Genomic DNA, 13,107 nt, shown 5'->3' on the forward strand with positions numbered 1-13,107 from the left:
GAGAATGCCATGAGGACAATCAGCTTCATATTCGCCTCGCTCGTCACCATTCTGGCGCAGGCCAGCTTCGCCCAGGATATCCAGAAGCAATCGGTGAACGAAGATTTGCGGGCCCGGCTGCCGGAAGAGATCCGCACGGCGGGAAAGATCACGGCCGTCAACAACGGCTCGTTCCCGCCCTATGAGATCGTCACCGGCACCGAACTGACCGGGGCAACCAGGGACATTTCCGACGCCATCGGCCAGCTGCTCGGTGTCGAAGTCGATCACGCCTCGGTCGCCGGCTTGCCGGCCTTGCTGAGCGGCATCAATGCCGGCCGTTATCAGTTCGCGATGGGACCTGTCGGCGACTATCCCGACCGCCAGAAATCCAACGACTTCATCGATTGGGTGCGCGAATACGTCGTCTTCGCCGTCGAGAAGGGCAATCCGCAAGGCATCACCTCGCTCGACACGGCGTGCGGCAAGCGCATCGCCGTGATGTCGGGTGGCTCAGCCGAAAAGGTCATCAAGCAGCAGGCGCAGAAATGCACCGAGGGCGGCAAGCCGGCCGTCGAGGTGCAATCCTTCACCGACCAGCCGAGCTCGATACTGGCCGTCCGGTCGAAGCGCTCCGACGCATTCTTCTCCTCGCAGGCGCCACTGACCTATTTCGTCGAGCAGGCGAAGGGCCAACTGGAACTTTCAGGTGTCGGCCAGGCCAATGGCTTCAAGGACATCTATCAAGGCGCCGTCTTCAAGAAGGGCTCGCCGCTGGGCGGTGTACTACTCGACGCGTTCAAGATCCTGATGAAGAACGGCACCTACGCCGCGGTGATGAAGAAGTGGGGTCTCGAGAAGAACATGATCGACGCGCCCGGCATCAACCAGGGACAGTAGAGGCTGCCATGACCGACGCGACCGCTGCCTACGCGTCCGAGGTGCCGCGACGTCCCGACGACGCTCTGCGCGATGTCAAGCGAGCCCACCGGCCGTTTCCGCTTGTCCGGCTGGTGCTCTGGGCGTTCACCGTCGCCGTGGCGGCCGGCTTCGCCTATATCGTCGCGGTCAACCCGAATTTCGGTTGGCCAGTCGTCGCCCAGTATTTCTTCGATCCGACGGTCATGCAGGGGCTTTCCGTAACGCTCGGCCTGACGGTCGTGGCGATGATCCTGGGTATCGTGCTCGGCCTGCTGCTCGCCATCGCGCGCATGTCGAAAGACAGGCTGGCATCTTTTCTATCCGGACTGTTCATCTGGTTCTTCCGGGGAACGCCGCTGCTGGTGCAGCTCATCCTGTGGTACAATCTTTCGACGCTGTTTCCGCGCATTTCCATCGGTTTTGCGAGCTGGAACACCAACGACCTGATCACGCCTTTGACGGCCGCTATCCTCGGTCTGGCGCTGAATGAGGCCGCCTATATGGCAGAGATCATTCGTGGTGGGCTGCTGTCGGTGGACAAGGGGCAGGCCGAAACGGCTGAAGCCTTCGGCATGACCCGCGCGCGGGCCCTGCGGCGCATCATCATCCCGCAGGCGATGCGCTCGATCGTGCCGCCGACCGGCAATCAGCTGATCAGCATGATCAAGGCGACGTCGCTGGTCAGCGTCATCGCCATGGCCGACCTGCTGTACTCCGTGCAGTCGATCTACAACCGCACCTTCGAAATCATTCCGCTGCTGATGGTTGCGGTGCTCTGGTACCTGTTGATCACCTCGGTTCTCAACGTCGCGCAGGGTGCGATCGAACGCCATTACAGCCGCGGCGACCGCGGCGCCCGCGAGAAGACGGCGACCGCCACCCTGGAGGCCGCCAATGAGCGCGCATGACACGCCCTTGGTCCGGGCGCGCAACGTTCACAAGGCCTTCGGCCCGCTCGAGGTGCTGAAGGGCATCGACCTGGACGTCGCGCCTGGCGAGGTGGTGGTCGTTCTCGGACCGTCCGGCTCCGGAAAGTCGACCTTCCTGCGATGCATCAATCATCTCGAGGCGATCGACCAAGGGGCGATCGAGGTGGACGGCGAGCAGATCGGCTACCGGCTGCACAACGGCCGTCTCGACAAGCTCTCCGATCGGGCGATCGCGGCGCAGCGGCGCAAGATCGGCATGGTGTTCCAGCAGTTCAATCTCTATCCACACATGACGACCCTTCAGAACGTCATCGAGGCTCCGGTCGGCGTTCACCGGGAGAACCGCAAGGAAGCGATCGGCTACGCCCGCGAACTGCTGACCCGTGTCGGTCTCGCCGACAAGATCGACGCCTATCCGCGCCAGCTTTCAGGCGGCCAGCAGCAGCGCGTCGCCATCGCCCGTGCGCTCGCCATCCGCCCGAAATTGATGCTCTTCGACGAGCCGACGTCGGCGCTCGATCCGGAGTTGGTCGGCGAGGTGCTCGCCACCATGCGCGATCTTGCCAGGCAGGGCTTGACCATGATCGTGGTCACGCATGAGATCGGCTTCGCCCGCGAAGCGGCGGATCGGGTGGTGTTCATGGACGACGGCAATGTGATCGAGGCCGGGCCTCCGGACGAGGTTCTCGCCAAACCCAGGCACCCGCGCACGCGGGCCTTTTTAAGCCGTTTCATCTAACAGAAAAGCCGGCGCCATTACGTGCTCGGCAAAGGACCCCTCATGCCAAAGACCTCCAACCAGTTCGCCGATGTTTCCGACTTCGCCGACAAGGCCGCCGAGCTTGCTGCGGCTCGCCAGCACCTGCACGCGCATCCCGAGCTTTCCTTCCAGGAGCACGAAACGGCTGCATACGTTGCCGAACGGCTCGAAAGCTGGGGCTATGAGGTGACACGCAATGTCGGCGGGCTCGGGGTCGTCGGCCGCTTGCGCCAAGGCAGCGGCCGCAGCATTGCCATCCGCGCCGACATGGACGCCTTGCCGATCACCGAAGCGACCAATCTCCCTTATGCCAGCCAAGCCAGCGGCAAGATGCACGCCTGCGGCCATGACGGCCACACCACGATGCTGCTCGGCGCGGCCGAATACCTGGCGCGCACGCGCCATTTCAACGGCACGGTGAACCTCATCTTCCAGCCGGCCGAGGAAGCCGGCAAAGGAAGCGGGGCGCAGGCGATGATCGCCGACGGCCTGTTCGAGCGCTTTCCCTGCGATGCGATTTTCGGGCTGCACAACCATCCGGGCGCGCCGGCGGGTTCCTTCCTGGTGCGCGCGGGGCCGCTGATGGCAGCGAGCGATACCGTCACCATCAAGATCGCCGGGCGTGGCGGCCACGCCTCGCGTCCGCACCTGACGGTCGACCCGATCGTCGCTGCCGCCAACATCATCATGACCCTCCAGACGGTGGTGTCGCGCAACGTCAACCCGATCGAGACGGCTGTCGTCACCGTCGGCACCATTCACGGCGGCACGGCCTCCAACGTCATCCCCGAACAGGCCGAGATCACGCTCAGCGTCCGCTCCTTCTCGGTCGAGATTCGCGATAGGCTCGAGCAGCGTATTCGCAGTATCGCAGCACTTGTGGCGCAGGCGCATGGCGCAACCGTCGAGATCGACTACGAGCGCGGCTACCCGGTGGTGGTCAATTCCGAGAGCGAGACGTCCTTTGCGACAGACGTCGCTGTTGAACTCGTTGGTCAAGACAAGGTGTCCGTCTGCCCGTTGATCCCCGGCAGCGAAGACTTTTCCTATTTCCTCGAGCACAAACCCGGTTGCTTCCTCCGCCTCGGCAACGGCGAGGATTCAGCCATCCTGCACAGCTCGAAATATGATTTCAACGACGGCAATTTGACCGTCGGCGCAGCGCTCTGGGCTCGACTGACCGAGAGATTCCTGGCCGCTTGATCCATACTTGCGGCTGGGATTGTCGATCGGCCGGTCGAGCAGAATTGGGGCGACCGGCCGCGCGACGATGCTCAACGAATTCTCACGCATTCCCCCTCTTCGAATGCGATAAGAGCTTCACTTTCAGACGAACAAAAAGTCACTCGTTGTCAGCGGGCTCGCAAAGTTTGCGAGAGTAACTTGATCGACTCCCGCGGTAATAATGGTGTCGGTTCCACTTTGCGCAATTGTGAGATCATCGAACGATTGCACGCCCTCCACGCCACTAAACACGATAGTGTCGCCTTGGGTCTGGCTGAAGTCGTAGATGGTGTTTTGGGTTCCGACCGTCATTGAACCATCGTCCTTGAATATGAATTGGTCTGCGCCGCCCTGAGCCAACTCGCTCAGTTGTCCATCCCCCCACATGTCATTGATGACCGTGCAGCCAGGTGCCGCGCTCCCTGCGTACAGGACATCGTTGCCGCCCTGAGCCGAACCGGACATTTGCAGAGCGTCGCCGCACAGGAAGTTGCGAACTTGGCCGCTTTCGCTGTTCTGGCCCCCGGTAAGAATGTCATTGCCGCCCTGGGCGGAGCCGGACATAGCGCGCGCGTCGCCGGACAACTCGTTTAGAACGTCAGGAAAGGCGCTCTTGTTCCCGCCGGTCAGGGTGTCATTGCCGCCCACAGCGTTGCCGAGCCGTCACGGCGTCGCCATACCCCACATTATGGGCGGTGCCTTGCAGCACGGCCACGTCATCGCCCCCAAGCGCATGGTCGAACATACTGCCGCCCGCGTCACCGTAGAACGTTACCCGGGACCCACCCACGCTCGTGAAGGTGTCGTTGCCGCCCGTGGCAAAACCGGAAAGATCGCCGCCCGCATCGCCATAGAGAGTTTTGCTCCCGAGATCCCCAAACGTGTCTGTGTAATAGTCGTCGCCGCCCAGAGCATGGCCAGACATGTTGCCGCCGGCGTCGCCGAAGAAAGTGTTGGTGGAAAAGGAGCGGCCCGTAAAGGTATCGTTGCCACCCCTACTGTCGTCCGACATGTCGCCGCCGGCATCGCCGTAGAAAGTGTTGAATGAATCGCTCTTGCCCGTGAAGCTATCGTCGCCGCCCCGCGCATTGCCGGACATGTTGCTGCCGGCGTCACCGTAGAAAATGTTATTGGCTTCTTTCGAGCCCTCGAAGGTGTCGTTGCCGCCCTTGCTGCGATCGGACATCTCGCCGCCTGCATCACCGTAGAAGGTGTGGTCGGCTCCTTGTTTGGTTTGGGTCAGGAAAGTGTCGTCACCCCCATGAGCATGGCCGAGCATGTTGCCGCCGGCGTCACCATAGAAGGTATCGACTACCTGCCTTGCCAATCCACTGTTGAAGGTATCGTTGCCGCCCTTGCTGTGGTCCGACATATCGTCGCCCGCGTCACCATAGGCAGTCGTCGTGGTGGACGAAAGCCCCGTGGTGAAGGTGTCGTCACCGCCCCGAGCAAAATTGAACAAGCTCCGAGCCGCGTCACCGTAGAAGGTGTAGGTCGACGGTGCGGTTTCCGTAAAGGTATCGTTGCCGCCTCTCGAGAAATCGAGCAGGCTGCCGCCGGCGTCGCCGGTCAAGATATTCGTGTTTGGATCGCCTGTGAGGGCGTCATCGATACCCCACTGATGATCTGCTAGATCACCGGTAGTAAAGGGAACGCGTTTAGACATTATCCGCTCTCCTGTTGAGCCTACCCGTCCCATCACAGCCGTACGATGTGAGCCAAGAGCGAGCAATAATCCCGAAGGGCTATGTCGTTAGGCGTAGGGATCGGTAACTCGTCACCGGGGCGCCATTAGCGGCAGCTTCCTGTGGCCGTCCTATTCCCGGCTATCCCAGCCTCGCTCTCGCCTTGGCCGTCCATGCATTGAACAGCCGGTCGGCGACGATGCCGATGAAGGCGATGGCCAGGCCGGCGACGATGCCGCGGCCAGAATCGGCCTTGGACAGGGCGATGAACACTTCCTGGCCGAGATCGCGGGTGCCGACCATGGCGCAGATGATGATCATTGCCAGCGCCATCAGGATAGTCTGGTTGACGCCGAGCATGATCTCCGGCAACGCCAGCGGCAGCTGCACGCGAAAGAAGGTCTGGCGCTTGGTGCAGCCGGAAACCTTCGCCGCCTCGATCAGCGCCGGCGGCACCTGCCGGATCCCGTGATTGGTGTAGCGGATGGCCGGCACCACGGCGAAGGCGACGGTGGCGATCATCGCGGTGACGTCGCCGACTCTGAACAGCATCACCACCGGAATGATGAAGCAGAACGACGGCAGCACCTGCAGCGTGTCGATGACCGGCGTCACGATCTTTTCGAAGCGGTCGCTGCGCGATGCCATCAGCCCGATAGGGATGCCGATCAGGCAAGCGATAAAGGCCGAGATGCCGCACAGGTAGACCGTCGCCATGGTCTTTTCCCAAAGGCCGGTGACGACGCAGAACGCTGTCAATGCCGCGACCAGGGCGGCGAGGCGCAAGCCGCCGAGCTGGTATCCGGCAAGGCCGAGGAGACAAACCGCGCCCAGCCACGGAAAGCCCTCGCAGAAGGCGCGCACCGGGTTCAGCACATTGAGGATCAGCGCCACGCGGAACGCCTCGATCGTGTCGAAGAAGTTGATCGTGATCCAGTTCACCGCCGCCTTCCACAAAGGTGCGGTGGTGAAGGTGATCGCCTTCGGCACCGCGGCGAAGGCCGGCACGAACAGGCTGAGCAGCGTGGTGACGGCGAGGATGGCGACGGCCAGCGTCAGGTTGGGATAGCGCCGCCAGAAGCTGGTGCCGGGCTGATGGCGGACATTGCCCTTGGCGTGATTGTGCGCGATCGCCTGGCTCAGCCGGTCGAGCGCAATTGCCAGTGCGACGATGGCGAGGCCTGCCTCCATCGCCTCGCCGACCTTGAGCGCGCGCAGCGCCAAAAGCACATCATAGCCGAGGCCGCCGGCGCCGATCATCGAGGCGATGATCACCATATTGAGCGCCAGCATGATAACCTGGTTGACGCCGACCATCAGCGTCGGCCGCGCCGACGGCAACAGCACCCGCCACAGCTTCTGCCGTGCCGTGCAGCCGGCCATCTCGCTGAAATCGTCGATCTCCGACGGCACCCGCGACAGGCCCAGCATCGTCGCCCGCACCATTGGCGGTGTCGCGAAGATTGCCGTCGCGATCATTGCCGAGACCGGGCTGTTGCCGAACAAAAGCAGCATCGGGATGAGATAGGCGAAGGTTGGGATCGTCTGCATCAGATCGAGGGCAGGGGAGATCAATAGCCTTTCTGCCCAGGGCTTGCGCCATGCCCAGATGCCGGCGAACAGCCCGGTGACAATGCAAAACGGCACAGCGATCGAGATCAGGCCCAGCGTCAGCATGGCGCTGGTCCACTGCCCGAACAGCGCGATGTAGAGAAAACACCCGCCGACCAGCGCACCCAGCTTCCAGCCGCCGGCGGCGCGGCCGGCAAGGTAGGCGGCAGCGCAGACGCCGACCCAGGACAGGCGCGGCAAGACGATCATATCCGCGCCATGGCCGATCTTGAAATTTTTGGCGAGAAGATTGAGCGCGAAATCGAGCGGCACGCCGAGCACGGCGGTGATCGAGCGCGTCAGCCAGGAGAAATTCGACTTCACCCAGTTCATCAGCGCGCTGACCCAGTCGGCGACGGGAATGACGGCATTGGCTGGGTAATTGACCGTCCAGGGCAGGCTTTCCTGCAGCAGGAAGACAACAAGCACGGCGGCGAGCGCGCAGGCCCAGATCACCAGCCAGGTCTGACCCTGCCGCGGCCTCGCTGCGCTCGCGCTTGCCGTGACCGTCATGCGCCGGCTCCGGGACGTTCGATGCCAGCGAGAAGATCGATCACCGCCTGCGGCGTTACCTCGCCGATCGGCTTGCCGGTGCCGTTGACCACCGCGAAGGGCTTGCCGGCAGAGACGATATCTGCCGAGAAACTGGCGATCTTGGCATCCGGCGCGACCGTGCCGCCATGTTCAGCGGCGTCGCAGGCGCGCATCAGGCTCTTGGCCGAGATCACCTTGGCGCGGTCGACGTCGCGCGTGAATTCGGCGACATAATCGGTCGCCGGGTTGACCACCAGCTCTTCCGGCGTGCCGATCTGGATGACCTCGCCGTCCTTCATGATGGCGATCCGGTCGGCCAGCCGGATGGCCTCGTCGAAATCATGGGTGATGAAGACGATGATCTTGTGCAGCATGGTCTGCAGCCGCATCAGCTCGTCCTGCATCTCACGGCGGATCAGCGGATCGAGCGCCGAGAATGGCTCGTCGAGGAACCAGATTTCCGGCTTGGTGGCGAGGCTGCGGGCGATGCCGACACGCTGCTGCTGGCCGCCGGAAAGCTCGCGTGGATAGAAATGCTCGCGGCCGCGCAGGCCGACCAACTCGATGACCTCGCGAGCCCGCTTTTCGCGCGTCGGCCGGTCCTGCCCCTGGATGCCCAAGGGAAAGGCGATGTTCTCCAGTACGTTGAGATGCGGCAGCAGGGCAAAATTCTGGAACACCATGCCCATGCGGTGGCGTCGCAGCTCGATCAGCGCGGCATCGGAAATCTTGAGCAGGTCCTTGCCTTCAAACTCGACCTTGCCGTGGGTCGGCTCGATCAGCCGCGACATGCAGCGCACCAGCGTCGACTTGCCGGATCCCGAAAGTCCCATGATGATGAAGATCTCGCCTTGCCGGATTTCGAGATCGACGGCGCGCACCGCGCCAACCAGTCCGGCAGCGGCGATGTCCGCCAGGCTGGCCTTGCCGTCGCGCCGGCGGATGAAATTGGCCGCGTCCGCCCCGAACAGCTTCCAGACATTGCGGCAGGCAAGCTTTATCGGGCGGGCATCGTTGCCCGCTTTCGCCGCGCCTTCAATCGTATCGGTCATGCAATCGTCCTTCTGGAATAGGGATCGAGACCCGGCCACGAATGGCCGGGCCGTCGGATTTCCAGTCAGACGGTCACTCGGCCCAAGCTTTCCAGTCGCCTTCGTGGGCGGCGATCCAGGCGGCGGCGACGTCTTCCGGCGTCTTGCCTTCGAGATCGATCTCGCCGCTCATCTTGTTGAGCTCGTCGGTATCGACCGTGTAGTTTTTCGCGACCTTGTAGGCGACCGGCCATTTGTCCTTCATGCCGGCCCAGGAATATTTCCAGATCTCGCCATGCGGCTTGCCACAGTCGTATTTCGCATCGGGGTTCACGCCCCATTTCGGGTCGGTGTAGCACTCTACAGTATGGTCGGGGAATTCGATCCATTCGCCCTTGTATTTGGCCGGTGCCCAATGCGGCGAATAGATCCACAGCATGATCGGCGCCTTGCGCTGATAGGCCGAGTCCAGTTCGGCGAACATCGCTGCATCGGTGCCAGCATGGATGACGGTGAAGGGCAGTTTCAGCGCCTCGACGCGCTCGTCGTCAAAACCTTCCCATGTCACAGGGCCGCCGAGATAGCGCCCCTTCGGTGTTGTTTCCGCCGTCGAAAAGGCCTCGGCGCATTTCGGGTCCTTCAATGCCTCCCAGTTCGGCAGGCCCGGGCATTTCTCTTTCATATATTCGGGAAACCACCATTCCTCCTTGGCCTTGGGCCCGAGCTTGCCGAGGCGTTCGGTCTGGCCGGTTGCATCCGAGGCCTTCATCGCTTCGCCGGCCGTCGTGTCCCAGAACTCCATGCCGACATCGATGTCGCCATTGGTCAGGCCGGTGGTCAGGCTGGAGAGATAGTCGGCGGTCGGGTACTCGACGGTATAGCCGAGCTTTTCGAGGATGCCGCCGAGGATCTTGGCGTTCAGATTGACGCTGGTCCAGTCGAACAGCGCGATCTTGATCGGGTCGTTGGATTCCGGCGCCGCTGCTTGTGCCGGTAGTGTCAGCGCGCTTGCTGCGGCAAGCGCCAAGGCTCCCATTGATAGTTTCGAAATCATGCTCCGAAGTAACATGCTTGTTCTCCTGTCAAGCTCTGGTGGAAGTTATCGTTAGTTCCCTTCTTGCGTCTTTTTTGATTGTGTTGGAAAAGCTGGTCGTTGCGCAAGGCCGTCGGCGCCACAATGCTGCCGAAGCGGATGCCGGCGCAAAACGGGGTGGTGCCCAAATTGGTGAAGATGTGCGCGGGACCGGCCGCGTCATGACTGCCGATGGTTTGCTGCGGAAGCAGTCATCCGCGGATCGATCGCCGGTCTTGAGGTGCAAACCATCAAAGTCCCATGATCTCGGCTGTTGGCTCGGCAACTCGCCCAGAGCCGCTTTCATGGGATGAAATTATATATACCAACGTTCACGTCGCGCAACGAATAACGCTGCGCCAATTTCACGGCCGTCTTTTTACATGGACCGTAGATCGGCTCGAAAAAAAGCCAAGGTTGCCAGTCATCGGGTACCAGCCGCGACGACAGGACATCGACACAATGCAGCAGACCAAAGCGCCTTACTTCAGCGCCAACCGCGGTATTGCCGTCGGCTTCTGACCCTTTCAACACCAGATCATCTCCGAGGCTTTCATGACCTCTTCCTTAAACAGACTGCGCATTGCCGTGCTCTTTGGCGGACGTTCCGCCGAACATGACGTTTCGGTGCTTTCCGCAACCAATGTCATGCGTGCGCTGCTGCCTGCCAAATACGATGCCGTCCCAATCTTCGTCACGCGCGAGGGACGGTGGCGGCTGAGCAGCTTTCAGGATGGTAAGCTCGCGAAACCTGCAGGCGGCACGGAAGTTTGCCTGCTTCCGGGTGGGCGCGGACGGATGATGGCGATCCCGGCCCGGCACGCCCTATGATCTGCCAACGATCGACATCCTGTTTCCCATCCTGCACGGCCCCCATGGCGAAGACGGCTCGGTACAGGGGGTGGCCGAGGTGGCTCTGGTGCCGCTTGCCGGCTGCGGGATCCTGGGTTCAGCAACCGCGCTGGACAAGGATGTCACCAAGCGGCTCCTGAAAGCGGCGGGTCTGCCAATCGCGCGCTCAGTGACGGTCCATGAAGGTGCGGCGCCCGCCCTCGCCACACTCGAAGGCGAACTCGGCCTGCCGTTCTTCATCAAACCGGCGCGTCAGGGATCGTCTGTCGGGGTCAGAAAGGTCAATGCCAGCCAGGAATTCGATGGGGCGCTTGCTGAAGCCTTCCAGCACGATTGCAAGCTGTTGGCCGAGGAATTCGTTCATGGGCGCGAGATCGAATGTAGCGTGTTGGAGGACCCGGCAGGCGACCTGTTCGTCTCGCGGCCAGGCGAGATCGTGCCGGCGGAAAGCCACGGTTTCTACAGCTACGATGCCAAATACATCGACGAGAACGGCGCGGCGCTAAAAGTGCCGGCCGAACTGCCGCCCGAGGTCGAGGCAAGCATGCGGGATGTGGCTGCAAGGGCTTTCAGAGCCGTCGGCTGTGACGGGATGGCGCGCATCGACTTTTTCCTGACACCGGACATGCAGTTCTTGGTCAATGAAATCAACACCATCCCCGGCTTCACCGATATCAGCATGTACTCCAAGGCAATGGCGGCAAGCGGCGTCAGCTATTCCGAAATCATCGACCGGCTCGTGGAACATGGATTGGCGCGGGCCGGCCGAGCAGCCTGAATGCAGCGAAGCGGCTTTCAGATCCCGGCGGATGGAACGTTGGCCTGTGTCGTATCTTACGACATGATCAGGCCGCCATCGACATTGATGGTCTGCCCGGTGATATAGGCCGCATCGTCGCTGGCGAGAAAGCTGACCAGGCCGGAGACGTCCTCGCCGCTGCCGGCGCGGCCCATCGGGATGTTCTCCACCCATTCGGCCATCAGCTCGCCGGGCTTATAGTCGCCCATCAACTTGCCCCATGCGGCATCGTTATAGGCCCACATATCGGTGTCGATGATGCCGGGGCAGATCGCGTTGACGGTGATCTTCTCCTTCGCCACTTCCTTGGCGAGGCTCTGGGTGATGCCGACGACGCCGAATTTCGAGGCCGCATAATGCGGCGTGTAGATAAAGCCCTGCCGCGCCTGGCCGGATGCGGTGTTGATCAGCCGGCCGCCATCGCCATGCTTGCGGATGCGCGCGATCGCCTCCTGGCAGCACAGGAACACGCCCTTGGTGTTGACCGCCATCACCTTGTCCCATTCTGCCTCGGTCATCGCCTCGATCCTGGCGATGGTGATGACACCGGCATTCTGCACTGAGATGTCGACGCGGCCGAATTGTTGCTCGGCCAGATCGTAAAGCGCGACGACCTCTTCCTTTTTGGTCACGTCCATGCGCATCCACGCAACCTTGGCGCCCGCAGTCTTCAGATCGGCGGCAACCTCTTCAACGCGCGCGTCGATGGCGCTGACGACGACCGCAGCACCTTCCACGGCGAAGCGCCTGGCCATTGCCGCGCCAATGCCGCCGCTCGCGCCGGTGATGACCGCCGTTTTTCCCTGGAATCGCTTCTGCATTTTTTCTCCTACCAGCAGACGAAGCCGCCATCGACGATCAGGTCGATGCCGGTGACGAAACTCGCGGCGCGGCTGGCCAGGAACACGGTCGGGCCGACCATCTCTTCCGGCGCCGCCATGCGGCCCATCGGCGTGTCGCGCTCGAAGATCCTGACCTGGTCGGCGACCTCCGGTCGCTTGTTCATCGGGGTCAGCGTATAGCCGGGGCTGACGACGTTGACGCGTAGACCGCGATCGGCCCATTCCATGGCGAGGCTCTTCGACATGTGGATGACCGCGGCCTTCGACGAGTTGTAATGCGCCTGGGTCAGGCCGCGATTGACGATCGAGCCCGACATCGAGGCGATGTTGATGATCGAGCCCTTGCGCCGCGTCAGCATGGCACGGGCCTCGGCCTGGCAGGACAGGAACACGCCGCTGACATTGACGTCGTAGAGCTTCTGCCATTTCTCCAGCGACAGCGTCTCGGCCGGCTCGGCAGCGGCAACGCCGGCATTGTTGACCGCGACGGTCAGCGCGCCGAGCTCAGCCTCCGTACGCTCGATCGCAGCCGCCAAATCGGCCTCTGAAGTCACCGTGCCAGTCAGCACCAGTGCCTTGCGGCCGAGTGCTGTGATCTGGTGTGCGGTCTCCTCCAGCCCGCCTTTGGAGGCGTGACCGAAACAGGCTATGTCGGCGCCGGCTTCGGCCAGACCGATGGCGATTGCTTGCCCGATGCCGCTGCCGGCGCCTGTCACAAGTGCTACGTCACCATGAAGTTCGAATAGTTTCATCGTCGGTCCCTCTGCTCCAACCGCCGTCCTCCGGAAATAAAGGGGCGCCAACTCTGTTGCTGGCGCCCCGCGCGGTCTGGTGCCCGGGAGGATACCACCTGCTGCGCTTTGTTTCG

12 protein-coding genes and 1 pseudogene are annotated in these 13,107 nt (G+C 62.3%); 5 read left to right on the plus strand and 8 right to left on the minus strand.

Annotated elements, in window-relative coordinates:
* Nucleotides 1–9 precede the first annotated feature (9 nt).
* Genes NKH63_RS11845 through NKH63_RS11860 form a run of 4 tightly spaced genes read left to right on the plus strand, consistent with a single transcriptional unit; the run spans nucleotide 10 to nucleotide 3,792 of the window.
* Nucleotides 10–879 (plus strand): ABC transporter substrate-binding protein, encoded by an 870-nt coding sequence (locus NKH63_RS11845; RefSeq protein ID WP_352895553.1) that lies wholly within the window; start codon nucleotides 10–12, stop codon nucleotides 877–879.
* A gap of 8 nt (nucleotides 880–887) precedes the next feature.
* Nucleotides 888–1,808 carry an amino acid ABC transporter permease gene (locus tag NKH63_RS11850; RefSeq protein ID WP_352639048.1) on the plus strand — a complete coding sequence of 307 codons (921 nt, stop codon included), beginning with the start codon at nucleotides 888–890 and terminating at the stop codon, nucleotides 1,806–1,808.
* Nucleotides 1,795–2,568 carry an amino acid ABC transporter ATP-binding protein gene (locus tag NKH63_RS11855; RefSeq protein ID WP_352908484.1) on the plus strand — a complete coding sequence of 258 codons (774 nt, stop codon included), beginning with the start codon at nucleotides 1,795–1,797 and terminating at the stop codon, nucleotides 2,566–2,568. The genes NKH63_RS11850 and NKH63_RS11855 overlap by 14 nt, the downstream gene beginning before the upstream one ends.
* Nucleotides 2,569–2,610: 42 nt before the next feature.
* Complete coding sequence (locus tag NKH63_RS11860; protein WP_352917892.1) at nucleotides 2,611–3,792, plus strand: M20 aminoacylase family protein; 1,182 nt, start codon at nucleotides 2,611–2,613, stop codon at nucleotides 3,790–3,792.
* Between the two features lie 123 nt (nucleotides 3,793–3,915).
* Here NKH63_RS11860 and NKH63_RS11865 read toward each other — a convergent pair whose 3' ends face one another.
* From NKH63_RS11865 to NKH63_RS11890, 6 genes are all read right to left on the minus strand, one after another.
* A complete protein-coding gene (locus tag NKH63_RS11865) occupies nucleotides 3,916–4,461 on the minus strand; it encodes a hypothetical protein (protein ID WP_352917893.1) in 546 nt (181 codons plus the stop codon).
* Nucleotides 4,448–5,479: a calcium-binding protein gene (locus NKH63_RS11870; RefSeq protein WP_352917894.1), complete on the minus strand. Its 1,032-nt coding sequence runs from the start codon at nucleotides 5,477–5,479 to the stop codon at nucleotides 4,448–4,450. Before NKH63_RS11870 ends, NKH63_RS11865 begins: the two co-directional genes overlap by 14 nt.
* Nucleotides 5,480–5,639: 160 nt before the next feature.
* Complete coding sequence (locus NKH63_RS11875; protein ID WP_352917895.1) at nucleotides 5,640–7,622, minus strand: ABC transporter permease; 1,983 nt, start codon at nucleotides 7,620–7,622, stop codon at nucleotides 5,640–5,642.
* Nucleotides 7,619–8,695, minus strand: coding sequence for a quaternary amine ABC transporter ATP-binding protein (locus tag NKH63_RS11880; protein ID WP_352917896.1), 1,077 nt, complete (start codon nucleotides 8,693–8,695; stop codon nucleotides 7,619–7,621). Before NKH63_RS11880 ends, NKH63_RS11875 begins: the two co-directional genes overlap by 4 nt.
* A gap of 73 nt (nucleotides 8,696–8,768) precedes the next feature.
* The gene (locus NKH63_RS11885) at nucleotides 8,769–9,743 is read right to left on the minus strand and encodes an ABC transporter substrate-binding protein (RefSeq protein ID WP_352493991.1); all 975 of its coding nucleotides are present in this window, start codon (nucleotides 9,741–9,743) and stop codon (nucleotides 8,769–8,771) included.
* 306 nt (nucleotides 9,744–10,049) lie between these two features.
* Entirely contained in the window at nucleotides 10,050–10,280 is a 231-nt protein-coding gene (locus NKH63_RS11890; RefSeq protein ID WP_352588893.1) for a hypothetical protein, read from the minus strand.
* 21 nt (nucleotides 10,281–10,301) lie between these two features.
* Between NKH63_RS11890 and NKH63_RS11895 the strand changes: the two are divergent.
* Nucleotides 10,302–11,376: pseudogene (locus NKH63_RS11895) on the plus strand (D-alanine--D-alanine ligase family protein).
* 56 nt (nucleotides 11,377–11,432) lie between these two features.
* On the opposite strand, the gene NKH63_RS11900 reads toward NKH63_RS11895, so the two are convergent.
* A complete protein-coding gene (locus NKH63_RS11900; RefSeq protein WP_352484100.1) occupies nucleotides 11,433–12,218 on the minus strand; it encodes an SDR family oxidoreductase in 786 nt (261 codons plus the stop codon).
* Between the two features lie 8 nt (nucleotides 12,219–12,226).
* The gene (locus NKH63_RS11905; RefSeq protein WP_023716791.1) at nucleotides 12,227–12,991 is read right to left on the minus strand and encodes an SDR family oxidoreductase; all 765 of its coding nucleotides are present in this window, start codon (nucleotides 12,989–12,991) and stop codon (nucleotides 12,227–12,229) included.
* Nucleotides 12,992–13,107 lie beyond the last annotated feature (116 nt).

Origin of the sequence: Mesorhizobium sp. M0960, assembly GCF_040319055.1 — a bacterium.
Taxonomy (GTDB): Bacteria; Pseudomonadota; Alphaproteobacteria; order Rhizobiales; family Rhizobiaceae; genus Mesorhizobium.

What these genes read in the sequence shown, in the direction of transcription:
- NKH63_RS11845 (WP_352895553.1), top strand. Translation starts at nt 10, where the DNA reads ATGAGGACAATCAGCTTCATATTCGCCTCGCTCGTCACCATTCTGGCG.
- NKH63_RS11850 (WP_352639048.1), top strand. Translation starts at nt 888, where the DNA reads ATGACCGACGCGACCGCTGCCTACGCGTCCGAGGTGCCGCGACGTCCC.
- NKH63_RS11855 (WP_352908484.1), top strand. Translation starts at nt 1,795, where the DNA reads ATGAGCGCGCATGACACGCCCTTGGTCCGGGCGCGCAACGTTCACAAG.
- NKH63_RS11860 (WP_352917892.1), top strand. Translation starts at nt 2,611, where the DNA reads ATGCCAAAGACCTCCAACCAGTTCGCCGATGTTTCCGACTTCGCCGAC.
- NKH63_RS11870 (WP_352917894.1), bottom strand. Translation starts at nt 5,479, where the DNA reads ATGTCTAAACGCGTTCCCTTTACTACCGGTGATCTAGCAGATCATCAG.
- NKH63_RS11875 (WP_352917895.1), bottom strand. Translation starts at nt 7,622, where the DNA reads ATGACGGTCACGGCAAGCGCGAGCGCAGCGAGGCCGCGGCAGGGTCAG.
- NKH63_RS11880 (WP_352917896.1), bottom strand. Translation starts at nt 8,695, where the DNA reads ATGACCGATACGATTGAAGGCGCGGCGAAAGCGGGCAACGATGCCCGC.
- NKH63_RS11885 (WP_352493991.1), bottom strand. Translation starts at nt 9,743, where the DNA reads ATGTTACTTCGGAGCATGATTTCGAAACTATCAATGGGAGCCTTGGCG.
- NKH63_RS11900 (WP_352484100.1), bottom strand. Translation starts at nt 12,218, where the DNA reads ATGCAGAAGCGATTCCAGGGAAAAACGGCGGTCATCACCGGCGCGAGC.
- NKH63_RS11905 (WP_023716791.1), bottom strand. Translation starts at nt 12,991, where the DNA reads ATGAAACTATTCGAACTTCATGGTGACGTAGCACTTGTGACAGGCGCC.